This is a genomic window from Oceanirhabdus seepicola, assembly GCF_023684385.1.
In the GTDB taxonomy this organism is placed as follows: domain Bacteria; phylum Bacillota; class Clostridia; order Clostridiales; family Clostridiaceae; genus Oceanirhabdus; species Oceanirhabdus seepicola.
This window is the reverse complement of sequence record NZ_JAGSOJ010000001.1, coordinates 304,657-327,711: the sequence shown is the minus strand read 5'-3', so window position 1 is coordinate 327,711 and position 23,055 is coordinate 304,657. Positions and strand designations below refer to the sequence as shown.

At 30.9% G+C, this 23,055-nt stretch carries 18 protein-coding genes, 1 riboswitch and 1 other annotated feature; of the genes, 14 read left to right on the top strand and 4 right to left on the bottom strand.

Annotated features, from left to right (window positions below; all coding sequences use genetic code 11):
* Window positions 1–63 precede the first annotated feature (63 nt).
* The 13 genes from aroB (at window position 64) to KDK92_RS01445 (ending at window position 14,683) form a co-directional block, all read left to right on the top strand.
* The gene (gene aroB / locus KDK92_RS01505; RefSeq protein WP_250857271.1) at window positions 64–1,143 is read left to right on the top strand and encodes a 3-dehydroquinate synthase; all 1,080 of its coding nucleotides are present in this window, start codon (window positions 64–66) and stop codon (window positions 1,141–1,143) included.
* Window positions 1,144–1,217: 74 nt separating this feature from the next.
* On the top strand, window positions 1,218–2,513 hold the full coding sequence (gene aroA / locus KDK92_RS01500; protein WP_250857270.1) for a 3-phosphoshikimate 1-carboxyvinyltransferase: 1,296 nt from the start codon (window positions 1,218–1,220) through the stop codon (window positions 2,511–2,513).
* On the top strand, window positions 2,485–3,612 hold the full coding sequence (gene aroC / locus KDK92_RS01495) for a chorismate synthase (RefSeq protein ID WP_250857269.1): 1,128 nt from the start codon (window positions 2,485–2,487) through the stop codon (window positions 3,610–3,612). The genes aroA and aroC overlap by 29 nt, the downstream gene beginning before the upstream one ends.
* On the top strand, window positions 3,578–3,856 hold the full coding sequence (locus tag KDK92_RS01490) for a chorismate mutase (protein ID WP_250857268.1): 279 nt from the start codon (window positions 3,578–3,580) through the stop codon (window positions 3,854–3,856). Before aroC ends, KDK92_RS01490 begins: the two co-directional genes overlap by 35 nt.
* Complete coding sequence (gene aroE, locus KDK92_RS01485) at window positions 3,846–5,153, top strand: shikimate dehydrogenase (RefSeq protein ID WP_250857267.1); 1,308 nt, start codon at window positions 3,846–3,848, stop codon at window positions 5,151–5,153. The genes KDK92_RS01490 and aroE overlap by 11 nt, the downstream gene beginning before the upstream one ends.
* Window positions 5,150–5,587 carry a type II 3-dehydroquinate dehydratase gene (aroQ, locus tag KDK92_RS01480; RefSeq protein ID WP_250857266.1) on the top strand — a complete coding sequence of 146 codons (438 nt, stop codon included), beginning with the start codon at window positions 5,150–5,152 and terminating at the stop codon, window positions 5,585–5,587. Before aroE ends, aroQ begins: the two co-directional genes overlap by 4 nt.
* Window positions 5,588–5,839: 252 nt before the next feature.
* Complete coding sequence (locus KDK92_RS01475; protein WP_250857265.1) at window positions 5,840–6,892, top strand: DNA polymerase IV; 1,053 nt, start codon at window positions 5,840–5,842, stop codon at window positions 6,890–6,892.
* 133 nt (window positions 6,893–7,025) lie between these two features.
* Window positions 7,026–7,757, top strand: coding sequence for a protein kinase (locus tag KDK92_RS01470; RefSeq protein ID WP_250857264.1), 732 nt, complete (start codon window positions 7,026–7,028; stop codon window positions 7,755–7,757).
* Window positions 7,758–7,792: 35 nt separating this feature from the next.
* The gene (locus KDK92_RS01465) at window positions 7,793–8,536 is read left to right on the top strand and encodes a hypothetical protein (protein ID WP_250857263.1); all 744 of its coding nucleotides are present in this window, start codon (window positions 7,793–7,795) and stop codon (window positions 8,534–8,536) included.
* A gap of 259 nt (window positions 8,537–8,795) precedes the next feature.
* Window positions 8,796–10,184 (top strand): dipeptidase PepV, encoded by a 1,389-nt coding sequence (gene pepV, locus KDK92_RS01460; RefSeq protein ID WP_250857262.1) that lies wholly within the window; start codon window positions 8,796–8,798, stop codon window positions 10,182–10,184.
* A gap of 187 nt (window positions 10,185–10,371) precedes the next feature.
* Window positions 10,372–11,463, top strand: coding sequence for a dipeptide epimerase (locus KDK92_RS01455; RefSeq protein ID WP_250857261.1), 1,092 nt, complete (start codon window positions 10,372–10,374; stop codon window positions 11,461–11,463).
* Window positions 11,464–11,482: 19 nt separating this feature from the next.
* Window positions 11,483–13,591, top strand: coding sequence for a HelD family protein (locus KDK92_RS01450; RefSeq protein ID WP_250857260.1), 2,109 nt, complete (start codon window positions 11,483–11,485; stop codon window positions 13,589–13,591).
* A 102-nt stretch (window positions 13,592–13,693) separates the two neighbouring features.
* A complete protein-coding gene (locus KDK92_RS01445) occupies window positions 13,694–14,683 on the top strand; it encodes a calcium/sodium antiporter (RefSeq protein ID WP_250857259.1) in 990 nt (329 codons plus the stop codon).
* A 265-nt stretch (window positions 14,684–14,948) separates the two neighbouring features.
* Here KDK92_RS01445 and KDK92_RS01440 read toward each other — a convergent pair whose 3' ends face one another.
* The 4 genes from KDK92_RS01440 to KDK92_RS01425 all read right to left on the bottom strand — a co-directional run bounded on the left by KDK92_RS01440 (window position 14,949) and on the right by KDK92_RS01425 (window position 19,337).
* Window positions 14,949–15,458 carry a Gx transporter family protein gene (locus tag KDK92_RS01440; RefSeq protein ID WP_250857258.1) on the bottom strand — a complete coding sequence of 170 codons (510 nt, stop codon included), beginning with the start codon at window positions 15,456–15,458 and terminating at the stop codon, window positions 14,949–14,951.
* A 14-nt stretch (window positions 15,459–15,472) separates the two neighbouring features.
* Window positions 15,473–15,889 (bottom strand): NusG domain II-containing protein, encoded by a 417-nt coding sequence (locus tag KDK92_RS01435; protein WP_250857257.1) that lies wholly within the window; start codon window positions 15,887–15,889, stop codon window positions 15,473–15,475.
* A gap of 176 nt (window positions 15,890–16,065) precedes the next feature.
* Complete coding sequence (locus KDK92_RS01430) at window positions 16,066–17,568, bottom strand: Na+/H+ antiporter NhaC family protein (RefSeq protein WP_250857256.1); 1,503 nt, start codon at window positions 17,566–17,568, stop codon at window positions 16,066–16,068.
* Between the two features lie 299 nt (window positions 17,569–17,867).
* Window positions 17,868–19,337 (bottom strand): Na+/H+ antiporter NhaC family protein, encoded by a 1,470-nt coding sequence (locus KDK92_RS01425; protein ID WP_250857255.1) that lies wholly within the window; start codon window positions 19,335–19,337, stop codon window positions 17,868–17,870.
* A 182-nt stretch (window positions 19,338–19,519) separates the two neighbouring features.
* Window positions 19,520–19,709, bottom strand: a riboswitch (Lysine riboswitch).
* Window positions 19,710–20,084: 375 nt separating this feature from the next.
* Window positions 20,085–20,313: a binding site (T-box leader), on the top strand.
* 85 nt (window positions 20,314–20,398) lie between these two features.
* Here KDK92_RS01425 and KDK92_RS01420 point away from each other — a divergent pair.
* Complete coding sequence (locus KDK92_RS01420; RefSeq protein ID WP_250857254.1) at window positions 20,399–23,038, top strand: valine--tRNA ligase; 2,640 nt, start codon at window positions 20,399–20,401, stop codon at window positions 23,036–23,038.
* Window positions 23,039–23,055 lie beyond the last annotated feature (17 nt).

The following is a 23,055-nucleotide window of genomic DNA, read 5'->3' as shown; positions in this document are numbered from 1 at the left end:
ATATAGATAAACTACTTTATAGGTTTATCTATAATTTACAATTAAAATCGGAGAGCAATAAATATGGATAAAATAAAATTTAACATAAAAAGGGAAGAAAGAAACATTGAGATATCTTTCTGTAATATTGAGGAAATTCAAAAAATAATATATGCTCGTGGATATGAAGGAGTGTGTATTATAACAGATGAAACTGTATATGAGTTATATAAGGGAACTATGGATGATATATGTGAGAAAATTTCAGGGAGTTTAATAATTTTGGAACCTGGTGAAAAATCAAAGTGTATGAATACTTTGGGAGAGATATATTCTGAACTAAATTTAAGAGGAATAAAAAGAGATGATTTAATAATAGCTTTTGGTGGTGGTGTTATAGGGGATTTAACAGGATTTGCTGCTAGTACATATTTGAGAGGGATAGATTTAATACAGGTGCCAACAACTGTATTATCACAAGTAGACAGTAGCGTTGGAGGAAAAACTGCAATAAATCTTGGTAATAATAAGAATAGAGTGGGCGCATTTTATCAACCACAAAATGTGATTATAGATATTGATGTTTTAAATACTTTACAGAAGAGAGAATTTAATAATGGATGTGCTGAGATAATAAAATATGGATGTATTTTAGATGAAATATTATTTGATAAGATTTATGATATTGGAAATTTACATGACACAAGAGTGATTTATAAGTGTAAACTAGAACAAATCATAAGAAGATGTATTGAACTCAAAATAGATGTAGTTCAAAAGGATGAGAAAGATATCGGAATTAGAAATATATTAAATTTTGGTCATACCATTGGTCATGTTATTGAAGGAATTGATGATTATGAAAAATTCAAACATGGTGAGGCTGTTGCTATAGGAATGTATTTAATTACTAAGTGGAGTGAAAGTAAAGGATATACTGTAATAGGAACAGCTGAAAAAATCAAAAATATATTATTGAAAAACAATTTACCTATTAATATTCAAGGGATTGATAGCGAATATGCATATAGAGCTATTATTAAAGATAAAAAAGCAAGTGCATCTGGAGTGAAATTAATCTTACTGAAAGAAATAGGTGAATGCTTCATAAAGCATGTTCCTTTAGAAGAAATATCAAAGATGACAGAAGAAATATTTGTATAGATAAACTACTTTGTAGATTTATCTAGTCTTTAAATAATAGTATATACAAAACATATGAAGAAAGGAAAATTCAGATGATTGCTTTAAAAATTCAAAATAAAAAACTTAATGGAGAGGTATTAGTTCCTCCTTCAAAAAGCGATGCTCATAGAGCTATAATTTGTGCTTCATTGAGTAAGGGTAAGAGTGAGATATTTAATGTAGATATATCAAAAGATATATTATCTACAATTGAAGGTATGAGAAAGCTTGGAGCAAAGATAAATATACTTGAGGATAACAAGTACTATAAACTTGAGATAGAAGGTTTTAAGAATAATAATGAGAACTCTGAAATTACATGTAGAGAATCAGGTTCAACATTAAGATTTTTAATACCCATAGCTTTAGTGATAAATAATGGTGGAAAGTTCACTGGAGAAGGAAAACTCATAGAAAGACCTTTAGGGGTGTATTATGACATATTTAATAAGATGGGAATAAAATTTGAAAATAGAGATGGAAAACTCCCATTAGATTTAAAGGGAAATCTTAAATCAGGAGAGTACTGTTTAAGAGGAGATGTGAGTTCACAGTTTATAACTGGGTTAATGTTTGCCCTTCCATTAATTGAGGGTGATTCTGTCATTAAGGTGACAACAGAATTGCAATCAAAAGGGTATGTAAATCTTACAATCAAGGTGCTTAAGGATTTTGGTGTAGAGGTTATAAATAAGGATTATAAAGAATTTATTATAAAGGGTAAACAGAAATATTCAGGAAGAAAGTATTTTGTTGAAGGGGATTATTCACAGAGTGCTTTCTGGATTGCAGGAGGGATTCTTGGAGAAAAAATTAGAATGAAATCCCTTAGCAGAGATTCTGTGCAAGGTGATAAAATAATTGAAGAAATAGTAAAAGATATGAATGGGAATATCAAAAATATAGAGGGGGATATTGTTGTTGAAGAGAGTAAGACAATAGGAACAACTATTGACGTATCAGAGTGTCCAGATTTAGCACCAATTTTAACAGTATTAGGGGCAGTAAGTGAAGGGACTACGAGGATAATAAATGGGGAAAGATTGAGGATGAAAGAGAGTGATAGATTGACTTCTATTACTAGTGAACTTAAAAAATTAGGAGCAAACATAGAAGAAGGCTATGATAATCTTACAATTAAAGGTGTGAAATATTTAAATGGAGGGGTAGTTGATAGTTGGAATGATCATAGAATAGCTATGGCTTTAGCTATTGCCAGTGCTAAATGCAAAGAGCCTCTGATTTTAACTGGTTGGAAAAGTGTAGAGAAATCCTACCCGAAATTCTGGGAAGATTATAGATCGTTAGGAGGAGAAGCTTTTGAGTGGAAGTTGGGGAAAGAACTATAGAATAACTATTTATGGAGAATCTCATGGACCAGGAGTAGGGATTGTGATTGATGGACTTCCAGGTGGTATTGAATTTCCCTATGAATTTATTAATAAAGAATTATATAGAAGAAAGCCTGGAAAGAATAAATACACAACTGGAAGACAAGAAGAGGATGATTTTAAAGTCCTAAGTGGAATTTTTGAAGGATATACAACAGGAACACCTATTAATCTTTTTATAGAAAATCAAGACAAAAGGAGTAGGGATTACTCAGAAATTAAAAGCAAAATGAGGCCAGGTCATGCTGATTATAGTGGATATGAAAAATACTTTGGTTATAATGATTATAGAGGCGGCGGTCATTTTTCAGGAAGACTTACAGCTGCCATAGTAATGGCAGGAGCATTTGCGAGAAATATTCTTAAAAATATGGGAATGGAAATAATATCACATATTGCTCAAATAGGAGATGTTAAGGACGAAAGGTTTTCAAAAGAAAAAACAAATGAAGAAACAATTAAAAGACTAACGGATTACAAAAACCAATTTCCTATAATAGATGAAAAGCTAAAAGATAAAATGATGAGTGAGATATTAAAAGCTAAAGAAGATGACGATTCAGTTGGTGGAGTAGTTGAAACCTTAGTGTTGAACGTAAAGCCAGGTGTAGGTAGTCCTTTCTTCAATTCAGTAGAGAGTTCTATCAGTAGTATGCTATTTTCAATACCAGCAGTTAAAGGGGTAGAATTTGGAGAAGGTTTTAGATTTGCAAGTATGAGAGGATCTCAAAGCAATGATGAGATGAGTGTTATGGACAATAAGATAATAACATTAACTAATAATAATGGAGGAGTAACTGGGGGAATAACAAATGGCATGCCTATTATATTCAGAACAGTGATAAAACCAACTCCATCAATAGGTAAAGAGCAACAGACGGCAGATATATCTAACATGAAAAATACAATTCTAAATATTACTGGACGACATGATCCTTGTATAATTCCGAGGGCCTTACCAGTTATAGATAATGCCACTGCTATAGCAATACTTGATTTAGTATTAGAGAGGAAAAAGGAAGATGAAGGATTTAAATCATTTAAGAGAAGAGATTGATAGAGTAAATAATGGATTAATAGAGTTATTCATAGAGAGAATGAAGATTTCTGAGGAAATTGGAGAATATAAAAGACAAAAAGGAATGAAAATATACGATAAGAAGAGGGAAGATGAGATAATAGCAGAAGTAATTGAAGGCAGAGAGGAGAAATATAAAGAGTATATTTCAGAGTTTCTGAAAGAGCTTATGAAAATGAGTAAAGAGATTCAGGAAGGAAATAGAGTGAATAATGAAAAATAAATTTAATTATGGTTTAATAGGAAAGAAACTTACTCATAGCTTTTCACCTTTTATACATAATGAATTCTTTAAAGCTCAAGGAATAGCTGGTGAATACAAGCTTTATGAGTTTGATAGAGATGATATTGAAAACAAGCTTCAATATTTTGATGATATTGGAGTTATAGGAATAAATGTAACAATTCCTTATAAACAAGATGTAATGAAATTTATTGATGAAATATCTGAGGAAGTTAAAAGTATAGGGGCAGTTAATACTATTAAATTCAAGGATGGAAAAAGTACAGGGTATAATACTGATTACTTAGGCATAAAAGAAACCTTTATTATTAATAATGTGACTGTAAAAGAAAAAAAAGTTATTATACTAGGAACTGGAGGGGCAAGTAAAGCTGTGATAGCATGCCTTGAAGACATGGGTGTGAGGGATATTGTTTTAATTAGTAGAAATCCTGATAGTGTAATAAGTACATATAAAGTTGACAGTTATGAGAATTTACATAGATATAATAGTTATGAAATATTAATCAATACTACTCCTGTTGGTATGTTTCCAATTATAGATGTATCACCTATTGAGGAAAAATATATAAAGGGAAGAGAGTTCATTTTTGATTTAATATATAATCCATCTAGAACACGATTTCTTCAATACGCAATGAAAAATGGGGTTAAGTGTTCAAATGGACTATATATGCTGGTTATTCAAGGATTAAAATCAGAAGAGATTTGGAACGAGATAATAATTCCACCTGATGCTGTAAAAGAGATCTTTGATATATGTTTAAAGGAAAAGAATAGTGAAAAAAATATAGTTCTCATTGGTATGCCTGGTAGTGGGAAAAGTACAATAGGGAGAATAATGAGTGGAAAGTTAGGATTAAAGCTAATAGATTGTGATGAAATGATAGAAAAGAAAGCTGGTAAATCAATTTCTGAAATTTTTAAAGATGGGGAAGATTACTTTAGAAATATTGAAGAAGAAGTATTAAAAGAAATTTCAATGGAAAAGAGATGTATTATTTCAACAGGAGGAGGAGCAATAAAAAGAGAAGAGAATATATTTTCTATGAAATACAACGGAACAATATACTTTATAGATAGAGATGTTGATAAAATATATAATGATATTCAGGGAAATAATCATAGACCACTTGTGGAGAAAAAAGAGCAATTGGTAAAACTATATAATGAGAGAAAAGATATTTATGAAGAAGTATGTGACTTTTTAATTGATAACAATGGAAATATAGATGATACAATCAATAGTATAATGAGAGAAGAGGGAAAAGTATGAAGATACTTGTGATTAATGGGCCTAACATTAATATGTTAGGAATAAGAGAAAAGGCTATTTATGGTGTTGAAACATATGATCAGCTAAAAGATTTTATTCATGCTATTGGGGAAGAAAAAAAAATTCATATTGAACATTATCAAAGTAATATTGAAGGGGAAATAGTAACCAAAATACAGAAGGCTTATGAAAATGTTGATGGAATTGTAATAAATGCTGGTGCATATACCCATTATAGTATAGCAATTATGGATGCATTGAAAAGTGTAAATATCCCTACAGTAGAAGTTCATATATCTAACATTTTTAAAAGAGAAGAATTCAGGCATAAATCATTTATAGCTCCTGTATGTATTGGTAGTATATGTGGATTTGGGATGTATGGATATAAACTTGCTATAGATGCGTTGATTAATGAAAATTCTAAGGTATAAATAAAGAAATTAAGGATATAATTAAATTATTGTAAAAGAATATTAGTTATGATATAATTAATGTGTAAATGTTTTAAAGTGACATATGCTGGAATAATAACCTAATTAAATATAATTGGCAACGAAAAAAGGTGTTTGTTTAGGTGGATATATATTCAGCATTGTACAGTGAACTTAAGAGTTAAAAGCACAGGGCCTAGGTGGAAACCTAGGCTTTTTTAATATTATAAAATTATCATCAGGAGTGAAAATATGGATAGGATTATACTTCATGTGGATATGGACGCGTTTTTTGCTGAGGTAGAGGTGATGGATAACCCAGCTTTGAAAAATAAACCAGTAATTGTAGGAGGAACATCCTCAAGAGGAGTTGCGGCTACTTGTTCTTATGAGGCAAGAACATTTGGAGTTCATTCTGCAATGCCAATATTTAAAGCAAGAGCTCTTTGTCCTAAAGGTATTTATATTAGACCGAGGCATTGGAGATATAAAGAAATTTCTGATGAAATATTTAAAATACTATATAGATATACAGAACTTATTGAACCACTCTCAATAGATGAGGCTTATCTTGATATATCTCATTTGCATGAAAATCCAATAGAAGTAGCTACTAGAATAAAAAATGATATTAAAGATGAAATCGGATTAAATATATCAATAGGTATATCATACAATAAATTTCTTGCAAAGCTTGCAAGTGATTGGAACAAACCAAACGGATTGAAAATAATAAGAAAAGAAGATATGCCAGAAATTCTTTTTCCACTTAAAATAAGAAAAGTATATGGAATCGGTGCAAAATCTGCAGAAAAATTATTCAAAATAGGAGTACAGACCGTGGAGGATTTATATAATTTACCAATTGAATTGTATAAAAATTATTTTGGTAAATGGGGAGAAGATATATACTGGAGAATACGGGGAAGAGATGAAAGAACTGTTATAACTAAAAGAGAGAGGAAATCCTATGGAAAAGAAACAACATTTACTGAAGATATAAGTGAAAAAGCTGAACTATGGGAAATAATTAGTCAATATTGTGATGAGATAGCGTTTATGTTAAAAAGTAAAAGGCTTTATGGAAAAACAATAACAATTAAATATAAAACTCGTAATTTTGAAACACATACTCGTAGCAAAACAATAGATGTATATTTTAATGAAAGTGATGAAATAAAAGAGATTTCCAGGGAAATATTCAATTCCATAGAATTTAATGAGGCAATAAGACTTATTGGATTGACTGTAAGTAATCTTAGTAATAAAAAGAACTATGAACAACTGAATTTCTTTAATATATAGAAAATATAAAAGAATAGTGGATATTGTCCATTGTTAACTTTTTTTAAAGCATGCATTGCATGCTTTTTTTGTGTCAAAGATTATAAGTGATAAATATACTATTAATAGCATTAGTAATTTAGGTTGGTGTTATATGATAATAAATAAAAGAATTTATGGTGAAAGGGTTGATGCAGTATCTCCAGGTTGGGAATTTATTGGAGCAGGCAATAACGGCATAGTTTATAGCATATCAAAAGATAAAGTTATTAAGATATTTAGAGAGGATATTACTTGTGATAGAGAAGGAGATATCCTTTTAAGAGTACATGGGAATAGATATTTTCCGAACTTAGTTGAAATAGGTGAAAACTATATTGTAAGAGAAAAGGTCGATGGAGAATGTTTGAAAGATATAATAAAGAGAGATGGGTTGAGTGATAAAATAGCTGAGAAAGTGGTGGAGCTTCTCAATGAATTCCAAAGGCTAGGATTTACACGAATAGATGTTAGGCTTAAAGATATCTATGTGGATAATGAAGAGAATATAAAATTGATAGACCCTAAGGGATACTTTACAAGGCGGATGAATTATCCAAGACATTTATGTAAAGGACTTAAAAGTCATGGAGGGTTATATAGTTTCTTAAAAGCTTTATATGAAAATAATCCTGAGTTGTATAGTGTGAGCATGACGAATATTTACAGTACAAACCGTAGTGAAACAGCTAAAAAACTTTACAAGAAACAAAAATTAAAAAAAGGAAAAATAACTGCTTATGGTATTGGTGGAGGGGTTATTACAGGAGTAGATCTACCTATCATCGAAGAATTAGATGAAGATATAAATTTCATTGATATCACAGAAATTGAGAGTTTATTGTAGGTCAATATTGATGAGTAATCTTTTAGGAGGATAAGATGTCTAAGAAAAAAAAATGTAAGGAGTCGAAGGAAAAATTTAAAATTGAATTGTATAAATGTGAGTTGGTTGAAAAGGGTAAAAAGGGATACACATTTAAGATGCCTGATGATACTAAATTAATTAAAGTCTTTTTTAAAGAAAAAAGATGTAATAAGATGTATGAGGTACTAAATAAGTTGAAGAATTATGACGAGTTTCCAAAGGTTTATTATAAAGAAGGTAACTTATTTGTTATGGATCAGATGAAGGGAATCCATATTAAAAAGTATATTAAATCAAATGGTATGACAGATGAGGTGTGTGGTAAATTACTTTCTTTGATTATACTAATGAAAAAATCAAAGTTTTCTAGAATTGATGCTAAACTAAAAAATATTTATATAGATGATAAGGGAAAACTAATGGTACTACCATATAAAAACTCATTTACAAGAAAAATAGATTATCCCATGAACTTGTGTAAGGGTCTAAGAAAACTTGGAGTTATGAATGAGTTTCTTGAATACTTAAAGAATAATAAGAGAGAATTTTATGATTCATGGGGAGAAAAAGTAAAAAGACCTGATGGTGCAGCATATAAAAAATATAAAGAAAAGAAATCAGGTACTACTGATAAGTTAGAAAAAAATAATGAACTTAAAATAATTCAATTTCAAGAAACAATTGATTATGATGGATATGTTGAGATAAGATTTGATAAGTATAATGATATTGAATTTATACCATTTAGTTTTAGTTGAACGTATAGAAAAGTTAATATATGCATTTAATAAAGAAGAGACTCTGCTCTTCTTTATTTTTGTCTTAATTGTAATTATTTTAACTTCATGTCGAGTTAATAGATATGGTGTAAAAGTGACAAAAAGTGAAGGTTTAATATGTGATTAAAACATGAATAATATGCCTTAAGTTATTGAATTGTAATAAGGGAAAGATTATACTATAATTATCCGTGATTGGAAGGGTTTAAAATGTTGACATATGAAAGGAGAATAAATTATGAGTATTAATGAACATATTGAAAGAATGAAGGATGATATTATAAATTCTACTGTAGAGTTAGTTAAGATTAAAAGTCTCGAGGGAGAAGCAAGTGAGGGAAAGCCTTTTGGTGAAGGACCATATATTGCTCTTGAAAAGGCATTAGAAATAAGTGAAAAACTTGGATTTAAAACTAAAAATCTTGATGGATATGTAGGTTATGCTGAATACGGTGATGGAGAAGAGTATGTTGCAGCTTTAGGGCATTTAGATGTTGTTCCAGAGGGCGATGGCTGGAATTACGACCCATATGGTGGAGAAATTGTTGATGGAAAGATTTATGGAAGAGGAACTACTGATGATAAAGGACCTATAGTGGCTGCATTATATGGAGTTAAGGCTATAATGGATGAAGGTCTTTCAATTAGCAAAAAGATAAGAATTATTTTCGGAACTAATGAAGAGACAGGAAGTAAAGAGTTAGAATATTATTTAGAGAGAGAAAAACCGCCAGTTGCTGGATTTACTCCAGATGCAGATTATCCATTAATAAATGGTGAGAAAGGTATTACCATATTTGATTTGGTGAAGAAATTTGAGGAGCAAAAAGGTGATATGATCCTTAAAAAGGTTTATGGAGGCCAAGCGGCTAACATGGTGCCAGATAAATGTGAAGCGGTTATAAGTTGTGTTGAGACAGAAGAAATATTAAATAAGTTAAATGAATTTGTGAAGAGAACAGGATATGATCTTAAAGGTGAAGTTTGTGAAGGAGAAATTAAACTTCTTTGCAAGGGCGAATCAGCTCACGGAAGTACACCAGAGCTTGGTTTTAATTCAATAATGGCTTTGATGAACTTCTTAGGAAAAATTACATTCTCAAGTAATGAGATAAATGAGTATATCAAATTTATGAATGAGAAGATTGGAATGAATCTTCATGGGGAAGACTTTGGATGTTATCTAGAAGATGAAGTTTCAGGAAAACTTTCATTTAACGTTGGAGTAATTAATCTGGAGGATTCAGAAAGTAAGGTTATTCTTAATCTTAGATATCCTGTAACAAAAACACTTGATGATATGTTAAACCCTGCTAAGGAAACACTTAAAGATAAAGGTATTACTATAGAAAATTTCGTTCATCAAGAACCTCTATATTATCCAGAAGACCATCCATTAGTAAAAAGTCTTCAGGAAGTTTATGAAGAAGAGACTGGAAATAGAGCTGAATTGATTTCAATTGGTGGAGGAACTTATGCAAAAGAGATGCCTAATATATTAGCATTTGGACCTCAGTTCCCAGGAGAGCCAGATACAATTCATAAGCCTAATGAGTATATTACAATACACAACCTAATAAAGAATACTAAAATATACGCTAATGCTTTATATAAACTGGCAAAGTAGAAAAATTATATAGGGTGTTCATTACAAAAAATAATTTATACATGTTCGAAAATCTCAGCAAACCTTAGAAAATTACTTGTATAAATTAAAAGAGATATGTTAATATAAAGGGATAGAAAAATAAATTCTTACAACTAGAGTGTAAGAATTTATTTGTTTTTTAAAAAAAGTTATGAGAGGTAACATTATGAGAATAAGAGATATAAAAGTAGGTAAGATTGACCTTCCTTTAAAGAGAACTTATAAAAGAGCGCAGAGAATTATTGAAACTCCTGAAGAGATAGTGGTTAAAGTTATAACTGATGAAGGTGAAATTGGAATTGGAAGTGCCGCTACAACATCTCAAATTACTGGAGATACTGAAGATTCAATCTTAGGTGCACTAAAGTTAATAAAACCTAAAATTATTGGAATAGAAACTGATGATACTGAAGGGATTTTTAAAGCAATAGATAAAACTTTAGTGAATAATAGTGCTGCAAAAGCAGCTATAGATATGGCTATTTATGACTTATTTGGTAAAAAGTATGGGATACCTCTATATAAGTTTTTTGGTGGATATAGAAATGAAATTGAGACTGATATAACAATAAACTTTGGTACTGTTGAAGAGATGGTAACAAGTTCATTGGATGCAATTATGAAAGGGTATACCCATTTAAAAGTAAAAGTTGGGACAGATTCTCAGGTTGCCATTGATAGATTAAATGTATTAAAGAAATCTGTTAGAAAAGGAGTAACATTAAGAGTTGATGCTGATCAAGGATGGAGACCTAAAGAGGCAGTAAGAACTATAAGAAAGATGGAAGATATGGGATTGGATATAGATTTCATTGAACAACCTGTAAAGGCATGGGATTATGATGGATTGAAATATGTTACAGACCATGTTGAAACAGAAATTTTAGCGGATGAATCTGTTCAAGGTGCTCCAGATGCGTTAAAGATTATTCAGACAAGAGGAGCCGATTTAATTAATATTAAACTAATGAAATGTGGCGGCTTTCACAATGCTATTAAGATAATTAACATGGCTGAGATTGTTGGTATAAAGTGTATGATGGGGTGTATGCTAGAAAGTAAAATTGGTATAACTGCTGCTGCTTCCTTAGCTGTAGCAAGAAGAAACATGATTAAAGCTGACCTTGATACAATGCTAATGTTTAAAGAAGATTCTATTGTAGGAGGAGTAAATATAGATAAGAATATTATTAAAGTATCTAATGAACCAGGACTTGGAATTCATGAAGTTAAAGGGTGGAATGAGATAATTTTATAAGTAGAGGTGTGGTGATTTAGTGAAAAATATAAAAAATAGTGATATTATGAAACTGGTTGAATTTGAATTAGAAGAAAAACATGTTGAAGAGGTAATACAAACTATTAAAAATGAGATTCTCAAGTATGTAGATAAGAGAAAACAGTTTGCAGATTATCTTCTTGAATATAGAAAAAAAGCTATTGAAGAGTATAAAGATGATGAAGACAAAATAATTGAGTACTTTGACCATGAAAGATTTATTAAAGAAGAAGCTTACAAGAGTTTTGATAGAAAGCTCATAGAATTAACAAAATTAAAAGTGAACCCTTATTTTGGAAGTATTGAGTTTAAGGAAGATAAATATGCCCCTGAGAAAATTTACATTGGAAGATTTGGATTGACACTTGAAGATGAGTACGAACCCGTTGTTGTAGATTGGAGAGCACCAATTGCAAGTTTATTTTATAAAGGGAAAACTGGAAGAAGTTCATTTGAAGCACCACATGGGAAGATTGAGGCAGATATTCTAAAGAGAAATCAATATGTTATAAAGGGTGGAGACCTTAAAGGGCTTTTTACTAGTGAAAGAGATGTTAAAGATGAAATTCTTCAGGAAATTCTTTGTAGTAATACTTCAGAAAAGCTTAAAGATATAATTATGAGTATTCAGGAAGAACAGGATGAGATTATAAGACTACCATATAATAATAGTAGTATTGTGGATGGAGTGGCTGGTTCTGGAAAAACAACTATCGCTCTTCATAGAATTGCATATATATTATATAATTTCAGAAAACAATTAGAAGATAAAGTTTTAATTTTTGGTCCGAATATGATATTTATGGATTATATTTCCAATGTTTTGCCGGAGTTAGGTGAAACAGGAGTTCCACAGGATACATTCCATGAATTTGTAAGAAAAGCTTTAAATCTGGAAAAGGTAAACTCATATGATTTATTCTTGAATAGAATATTTAATAATGATGAGGAATTTATTAATGATTATAAGAAGAAAAATAGTGAAGAGTTCAAGTGTGAATTAGATAATATGATGAAGCAACTTGAAAATAATTTATTAGCCACTGAGGATATTATATTTAGAGATAAAATAGTAGTTTCAAAAGAAGAAATAAATGAGATGTTCATAGAATACTATAAATCAATGCCTCTTTACAGAAGAAGCAGGAAAATAAGAAGGATCTTATTCAACAAAATAACTTCAATTAGAAATGAGATATTTTATGAGATAGAAAGAGAATATAAGAAAGAATTAGATAAATTATCTGATAGCGAAAGAAATATTCAAGAAAATAATATTGCTCTTAATAGAAGAATGAAAATTGAAAAGCTTATTAGAGATGTAATGAAAGCTAAGGATGAACTTGCATATTTAAAAGGAGAAAATGTTTTAAAATATTATAATCAAATTAATAATGATAAAGATTTAAATCATCAAGATTTAGCACCAATTTTATATTTGGAGTTGAAACTAAACGGAATAAAATATCATGGAGAAATAAAACATATAGTTATTGATGAAGCTCAAGATTGGAGTAATTTACAACTAGAGGTAATCAAAGAATATACTAAATGCAATAATTTTACAATTGTTGGAGATTGTAATCAGAGCATGTTGCCAATGGATAAAGAAAATGTTCTAAATAATTTTGAGAAAATACTAGATAATGGTATTCTTAAATTTAAGCTTAATAAGAGTTATAGATCAACAAAAGAAATAATGGAGTATGCTAATGGTTTAGTGGCAAATAGTGATATAGTACCTTTAGTAAGAAGTGGTGAAAAGGTTCAAATAGAGGAACAAGTAAAAGTAGAAAACCTTGCTCACAAGATTGAAGAATTTTTTGAAAAATGCAAGAAAAGAGGTTATGAAACAACTGCCGTTATTTGTAATAGTATATCACTTTCCAAAGAAGTAAAAAATATGCTTTCAAAGGATATTGAGGTTAAACTAATAGATAGTGAAGAAGTATATTTAACTAAAGGAAATATAATAATTCCTGTTTGCTATGGTAAAGGACTTGAATTTGATGCAGTAATGATGATTACTGAAGAATCAGATACTCCAAAAGCGCAATATGTAATGGCAACAAGAGCACTTCATGAATTAACACATTTGAAATTATGATTGTTTTTGTTAAATTTTTATTAGACTAAAAATAGCACTAATTAGATATACTAATATTATAGTGCTATTTTTATTTGTTATTGTAGAGGAGGACAATCATTGATGGACTATTTGGTATTGGTTTTAGGATTCGTATTACTAATAAAAGGCGCTGATATACTTGTTGATGCTGCTTCAAGTATAGCCAAAATATTAAAGATACCATCAATAATTATTGGATTAACTATAGTAGCCTTTGGGACAAGTGCACCAGAATTGGCAGTAAGTATTAAATCAGCTTTAATAGGTGCACCAGATATTGCAACAGGAAATATAGCTGGTTCAAGTATATTTAATCTTCTTTTAGTTGTTGGTATAACAGCATTGATAAAAAAAGTAGAAGTAGAAAAGTCCGTATTGGTTAAAGATTTTCCGTTTTTAATTTTGATTACTTTTGGAGTAATGGTATTATGCGGAGATATGTTTTTCTCTGGGTCTAGTATGAACATACTCACAAGAGGAGATGGACTTGTTCTAATAAGTTTTTTCTCTATATTTATGTTTTATCTGGTTGGAGGAGCACTTAGTGCTAGAAAAAAAGCTTTAGAAGAAGCAGCCGTAGCTTTAGATGCAGAAATTATAATTGATGATAAAGAAAAAAAGAGGGCTATAGGAAAACATATGCTCATGATTATTCTTGGAATTACTGGTGTTGTGATTGGTGGAGATTGGGTAGTAAAAAGCTCAAGAGAAATTGCCTTATCTATAGGAATGAGTGAGACACTTGTAGGGTTAACAATTGTAGCTATGGGAACATCACTACCAGAATTGGTTACTTCATTAGTAGCAGCTAAAAAAGGTGAGAGTGACATGGCAATTGGTAATATTATTGGATCAAATGTATTTAATCTTCTATTAGTACTAGGCGTAACTTCTACAATCTCACCAATAGTTATTAATGGAGATTTAATAGTAGACATGCTATACTTACTAGTTGTGTCAATCATCGCTTATTTGATTATGAGTTATAGAAAAATATTAAATAGAAATGAAGGGATAATATTTACTCTTCTTTATGTGGCATATGCAGTGTTTATAATAATAAGAAACTAAGCCTAAAAACATAGTTGAGAGTTGAAGGTTGAGAGTGGAGAACGATGGATGGTTCTGAATGAGGTCCGAACCTACATTTTATTGTTCTTTAGGTCAAAAGGGTTTTACTCATTTTATCTTTAGATAAAATATTGTACTTCAAACACAATGTTTTATCAAAGATGAAACAAGTAAAACCCTATTGTTTTATAACCAATAATATGATGTTTCTGCGTAAGCAGAAACATCATACATTTTCCATTATCCATTTTTTCTAATAGCGGTTTTAATCAGTAATAATTCTTAGTTTCTTAAAGTGTTTTAGTAAGTACATAGTAGTACAGCCTATGAAAAAACCAGTGAATAATGCTATAGCAGTGTGTAATGGAAGATAGTAAAAGAAACCTAGCGTTCCAAACATAAGTGAAGCCATAAATAGCTGACCTATTGCATGAAATACTGCCCCCACACAACTCACTCCTATAGGTGATACGTTATCTTTTAATAAAGTTTTAATCAATAGCATGAATGTAAAACTAGTCAATGCCCCACTCAAACTATACATCATAGTCTGTAGATTACTTAATATCATAGCAGATAAAAATACTCTAAGTAAAATTACCAATAGCGTTTCTTTAGGAGTAAAAATATACAATGAAAGTACTGTTATAATATTAGCAAGGCCTAATTTAGCTCCAGGAGGTAGAAATGGCATAGGTATAGCTGATTCCACTATAAAAAGGAGCATTGCTTGTGCTACCAACATACTTAACAATACAAATTTCTTTGTTTTCATAAAAATTCACCACCTTATTCAGAGATAAAATCAATATCATCGTCATTTTCATGCTCTGAATCATCATCTGTAGTAGTCTGTTCTTCAACAACAATTTTAACAATCATTTTATTTGGTATGCAAGCTATAACTCTATTTTCTTTTTCTATAGGCTTGGATTTAACACATACAAGATCTGGACAATCAGCATGTGATACTGATATCCCTTTATTCGTTACTAAAAGTGTGTTATGTCCATATTTGCTATCAAATTCAAAGGATTTATTAAGATTTCTCAGATCACTAATGTTTATTTTTTTTACCACTTCATTGTTTATTGAAACCTCAGCATAAATATTTTTAGATGATTCATTAGATGCTCTTAAAAATAAATATGGTGTTAAAGAGATTGCAATTAGTAATACTATTAATATGTAATCCCACTTTTTCATAAAAAACCTTCTTTCTATCACAAAGGGATAAGAAAATTATAATATAAATGATAAGCTATTTCAATTTTTTATAATGAAGGTAGGCAAATTTTATTTGAGAAAATAAAAGGGATAGACTTTAAATAAGTCTATCCTTATTATTATTATTATTATTATTATTATTATTATTATTATTATTATATTGATTTAATTATTTCATTTTTATTTGTTTTACTTTTAAGTCTTACATCAGGTTCAGATGGTAATCCAAAGGATGGAACAAATCTGTCTAAGCCTGTAATTGTTAATATTAATATTGAAGATACGGCAATAATAGCCATGTAGTTATGAGTTATAATCTCCCAAACATTAAACTCATATAATGGATATACAGCAGATGCTATACCTATGTAGAATAACATATAAACATGGTGTGGGAATAACTGAGAACCAAATACACCAAGGGCATCAGAGAAAGTGGCATTTCTTAAACGTAATTTATACATATCTTCTTCGCTACCTTCAATATTTTCATCAACTAGATTCTTAGTAATAGGACCAATTGTTACAATTTGAGCCATTTCATCAGCTAAAAGTGCATTACCAGCAATTGATAAGATACCATTCCAGAACATTAATTGTCTTACGTTTCTTGATAAAAATAAAACTAGTTTTGAAAGTGGATCAAAAGCATTCATTTTAGCCATAATTCCACCGAAAGCGCCTACCCACATCATCATAATAATTACCCAAGAACCTGCATCAGCGAAACCAGTACCAACAAGATTCAAGAAAGAACTTATATCGGATACTGTACCAGCAAACATACCAAGGATCATTGAAGAAATTATACCTGTTCCTAAGCAAATAAGAGTTTGATATCCTCTAACAGCTAAGATTATAACAATGATTAAAGGAATAATCATAAAGAATGGAACACCATCTTTTACTTGATTTAATAAATCAACTGCAGAGGCTCTTTTCTCTCCTAATACAGTCCATACATCTTGAGGGATTGAGTTAATAGCTTCAGTTGCATTACCCGAAATTGTGGGTAATCCTTTAAATACACTAACTATATAAAAGATTATTCCTGATACAAATAAGCATAATAATGACCAAATCCCTTGATGTTTAATTCTATGTATTACTTCTACTTTTTGAATACCTGAACTAACAACAGTTGTATCAGATATTAATCCGATATTATCACCAAAACATGCTCCACCCGCAATAGCAGCTGTTGTTAAAACAATGTCTCCACCAACAATGTGATTTAACCATAAGAATACTGGTGCACACGCAGCGAAAGTCCCCCAACTTGTCCCAGTTGCTACTGAAAGAATAGAAGTTATGAAAAAGGCAGTTACTGCAATAGTTCTTCCAGTTAAACCAAGATTTAATGAAACATTAATAATAGACGCTCCAACACCGGTTGACATAAATGCTCCAGCCATTGCATAAGCAGCCATCAATATAAAGAATACTAATTGCATTTCTTTAACATTATCAACTGCAGAATCTAGAAGTGATTTAAAACTTAATCGTTCAGTTACCATAGCAACAATAGCAGCATACAAAGTTGATATTGTTGCTGATATTACAGCGTCGCCTGTTTTTATTATTAAGACCATTAACAATAAAATTGGTGTGAATTTAATCACTGCTACCCCTAAATTTGTTTGCTTTTGTTCGCCCATAAATATTCCTCCCTATGTAATAAAAGTTTATGATGATAATTGCTAAATGTTTGTGACAACAAAAAAACGTTTGAAAAGAATTCAAAGGTAAGGTTATTATTTGATTATTACAAGACAAAATATAACATAGTTCTATATGATTGTCAAACTATAATGAATTTTCTGACTAATTGTAAAGTTTTATAGAAAATAAGGGTAATTAATACGTTATTTCAATAAAATAGAACAATTTAAATTGAATTATATTAAAAAAACAGATAAATCTATGATTTATCTGTTTAAGAGTATTAATTACAAAATTATTTTTTTAGCTTTACATCAGGTTCAGAAGGTAACTTAAATAATGGTATAAATCTATCTAAACCAGTAACTGTTAATATTAATATTGAAGTAACTGCAATGATAGCCATATAGTTGTGAGTTATTATGTCCCAAATATTAAATTTATATAATGGATATACTGCAGATGCGATGCCTATATAGAATGTCATATAAACATGCCATGGAATCAACTGAGATCCAAATACACCAAGGGCATCAGAGAAAGTTGCATTTCTAAGACGAAGCTTGTACATGTCTTCTTCACTACCACTAACGTTCTCATCAACTAGATTTTTAGTTATAGGACCAATCGTAACGATTTGAGCCATTTCATCAGCTAAAAGAGCATTACCCGCAATGGATAAACAGCCATTCCAAAACATAAGTTGTCTAACATTTTTTGAAAGTATTAAAACAAGTCTAGCAAGTGGATCAAATGCTTTCATCTTGGCCATAATACCACCAAAGGCACCTACCCACATCATCATTATGATTACCCATGAACCAGCATCAGCAAATCCGCTACTTACAAGACTCATAAATGAGCTCAAATCTGAGACTGTACCAGCGAACATACCAAGTATCATTGAAGATATGATACCAGTTCCTAAGCAAATAAGTGTTTGATATCCTTTAATAGCAAGTATCAATACTAAGACTAATGGAATTATCATAAAGTATGGAACACCATCTTTTACTTGATTTAATAAATCTACTGCGGAAGCTCTTTTTTCTCCTAATATAGTCCATACATCTTGTGGAATTGCATTTATTGCATCAGCCGGATTACCAACAATAGTAGGTAATCCTTTGAATACGCTTACAATATAAAATATGATACCAGTTACAGTCAAGCATAATAATGACCAAACACCTTGATGCTTAATTCTATCAATGACTTCTACTTTTTGTATTCCAGAACTAACAACAGTTGTATCTGAAATTAATCCAATATTATCACCAAAGCATGCACCACCAGCAATGGCAGCAGTGGTTAAAACAATATCTCCACCAACTATATGATTTAGCCATAAAAAGATTGGAGCACATGCAGCGAAAGTTCCCCAACTTGTACCAGTTGCTACTGAAAGAATTGATGTTATAAGGAAGCCAGTAACTGCGATTGTCCTTCCTGTTAAACCAAGATTTAATGATAAGTTAATAATTGATGCCCCTACTCCTGTAGACATAAATGCAGCAGCCATTGCATAAGCAGCCATTAAAATAAAAAATACTAATTGCATTTCTTTAACATTGTCTACTGCAGAATTTAATAGTGTTTTAAAATTTAGTTTTTCAGTTACCAGAGCAATTATTGCAGCGTAAATAGTTGCTATAGCAGCTGAAATTATTGCATCTTCAGTTTTCATTATTAAATACATTAAAACCACTACTGGAGTTAGTTTTAATATTGATATTATCGGATTGTTCTTTTCTTGTAAACTCATAAATTTTCCTCCTAAGTTCTCTTACATTTCTCTAAAAATTTAAATTAATTAATATATTAGAAATAATTTCGTATTTTGCGAGTGCTTATTAATATTATAATTTCTTATAAAATAAAAAAACGCCTGAAAAGAATTCAGACGTGTAGTATCCTATAGACGTACCTTGTCCCTCCTTTTGCCCTTTGTGAGATAGCACTCCAACAAGATACCGGGCGTACCTTGTTGACAGTCCTGTACCTATTTGATACAGACCCAGCCTTAAGTTTTGGTGCTTAAGACTTCGGCATTGGCTCCTTTCTTTATAGATCACTGGTTTCCGACCATAGGCATATTCAAATAAATTATTAGTCAGTATGCTAGTCTATTTTGCGAACTGCTTCATCCTTGGAAACCCTTGATAGAACTACTATCAGGGGAACCCAACTCTTCGCATTTCGCAAAATATCCGTCGCATCTTTGCCTTTTATTTATTTTCATACGCCTTACTATAAATACTATTAGACAATGCGCCTCTACCTCACCTACGAGAGATGAGGTAACTATTAAATTGTTATAGAACAAAATATAACATGGTTCGACTTTTGTGTCAAATGGAAAAAAGTAATAACATGTTATTAGGCATGAATATTAATACTTTAACTTTGTAGAAAAGTTTAGTATTATTAAAAAAGAAGAAATGATATTAAATAAAGATTTTCTTGACATTATTTATTTTTATACTATAATTATATAATTATAAGAGAATATTTAAATGCAGTGAAAAAGAGGAGTAAATACAAGAAACAAACAGAGAGAAAAACTTATTAGCTGAAAGGTTTTTTATGAGGTATTGTGTTGAAGGTAGCTTTGGAGCAGTTTTATTGAAACATAATTTATGTGTGTAGGTAAAATCGGTAGACATATCGTTAATTTAATGAGAGCTTATTCAATTATTTGAGTAGGAATTAAGGTGGTATCGCGCGTTGTCGTCCTTTTGGGACTGCAACGCTTTTTTATTTATATATTATTTGAGATAAAAAACAAGGATTTGTTTAAAATAAAAAGGGAAAGGAGAAATAAATATGAATCAAGAAGTTAAATTAGCTAAAAATTATGATCCAAAAGAATTTGAAGATCGTCTGTATAAATGGTGGGAAGAAGAGGGGTTTTTCACTCCTAAGGTAGATAAGAATAAGAAGCCTTATTCAATTATGATGCCACCACCAAATATCACTGGGCAATTGCACTTAGGGCATGCTCTTGATAATACATTACAAGATATCTTAATAAGAACTAAGAGGATGCAAGGATATTGTACATTATGGCTTCCTGGTGAAGACCATGCAAGTATAGCTACTGAAGTAAGAGTAGAAAAAGCTTTAATAGAAGAGGGATTAGATAAAAAAGAAATGGGAAGAGATGCATTCCTTGAGAGAGTTTGGGAATGGTCTAACCAATATAGAAATAGAATCAGAACTCAGTTAAAGAAGGTAGGAGTTTCTGCAGACTTTACAAGAGAAGCATTCACAATGGATGAGAACTTAAGTAAAGCTGTAAGAAAAGTTTTTGTTAAGCTTTATGAAGAGGGGCTTGTATACCAAGGAAACAGAATAACTAACTGGTGTCCAAATTGTATGACTGCTATTTCAGATGCTGAGATAGAGCATGAAGAGCATGAAGGTAACTTCTGGCACATTAAATATCCAGTAAAGGATTCTGACATAACATTAGAGATAGCAACAACAAGACCAGAGACATTATTAGGAGATACAGCAGTTGCTGTTAATCCAGCTGATGAGAGATATGGTCACCTAGTAGGAAAAACACTTATACTTCCTTTAGTTGGTAGAGAGATTCCTATAGTTGCAGATGAATATGTTGATCTTGAGTTTGGGACTGGTGCAGTTAAGATAACTCCAGCACATGATCCTAATGACTTCCAGGTTGGTAAGAGACATAACCTTCCTGAAATTATAGTTTTGAATCAAGATGGAACAATTGCTGAAGGCTATGGAAGATACAGTGGAATGGATAGATATGAAGCAAGAAAGGCAATGGTTGCGGATCTTGAAGAGCAAGGATTACTTGTTAAAGTTAAAGAGCATAGTCACAATGTAGGAACACATGACAGATGTAAAACAGTTGTAGAACCAATGATATCTAAACAATGGTATGTTAAAATGGATACACTTGCGGAACCTGCAAGAAAGGCTGTAAGAGAAAAGCAGACTAAGTTTGTTCCAGAGAGATTTGAAAAGACTTACTTCAACTGGATGGATAACATTCAAGATTGGTGTATTTCAAGACAGCTATGGTGGGGACACAGAATTCCAGTTTGGTACTGTAAGGATTGTGGAGAAATAATAGTTTCAATGGAAGATCCAACTCAATGTTCTAAATGTAACAGTGAAAATATAGAACAAGATAAGGACGTTCTAGATACATGGTTCTCATCAGCACTATGGCCATTCTCAACTTTAGGTTGGCCAGACAAAACAGAGGATCTTGATTATTTCTATCCAACGAGTACATTGGTAACAGGATATGATATCATATTCTTCTGGGTTGCTAGAATGATATTCTCAGGAATTCATAATATGGGAGAAGTACCATTTGAAAATGTACTTATGCACGGAATAGTAAGAGCTAGTGATGGAAGAAAGATGTCTAAATCACTAGATAACGGAGTAGATCCTTTAGAGGTTATTGATAAGTATGGTGCTGATGCACTTAGATTCTCTTTAATAACAGGAAATTCAACGGGAAATGATATTAGATACTACGAAGAGAGAGTAGAAGCAGCAAGAAACTTTGCAAATAAGATATGGAATGCTTCAAGATTTGTTATGATGAACCTTGATAAGGAAATCATGAACAAATACAAGGATAGCAAGAACTACTCAATTGCTGATAAGTGGATATTATCTAGAATGAATGATGTTGTAAAAGAAGTAACTGAAAATATCGAGAAGTTTGAATTAGGAATAGCAACACAGAAGGTTTATGACTTTATGTGGAATGAGTTCTGTGACTGGTACATTGAGCTTGTTAAGCCAGTATTCTTTAGTGATGATGAGGAGGCAAAAGGAGTTGCGTACAATGTACTATATACTGTATTAACTACAGGACTTAAACTTCTTCACCCTGTAATGCCATATATCACTGAGGAGATATACTTAAATCTTGAAACTGGAGATAAGAGTATCACAATTTCTAGCTGGCCTGAATTCTGTGAAGAACTTAAGAATGAGCAGATTGAGAAGGAGATGGCACTTGTAATCGAAGCTATCAAAGCTATAAGAAATGTTAGAGCTGAGATGAACGTACCTAACTCAAGAAAAGCTAAGTTGTTTATACTTGCAACTGAGGGTGCAGAGGCATTTGAAGGTGGAAAGATATACTTTGAGAAACTTGCATCTGCTAGCGAAGTTATTTTAATAAATGCTAAGGAAGAGGCTCCAGAAAATGCAGTTGCTGCAGTTACAAAAGGTGCTGAGATATTCATGCCAATCCTTGATCTTGTTGATGTTGAGAAAGAAATTGAGAGATTGAACAAAGAAAAAGAAAAACTTGCAAAAGAAATCGATAGAGTTGAGAAGAAGCTTTCAAATGAAAGATTTATTAGCAAGGCACCAGAAGCAGTTGTAAATGAAGAAAAAGAAAAAGAAAAGAAATATAGAGAGATGTATGCATCTGTTATTGAAAGACTAGAAAGTTTATAATAAAATATTTAATCTAG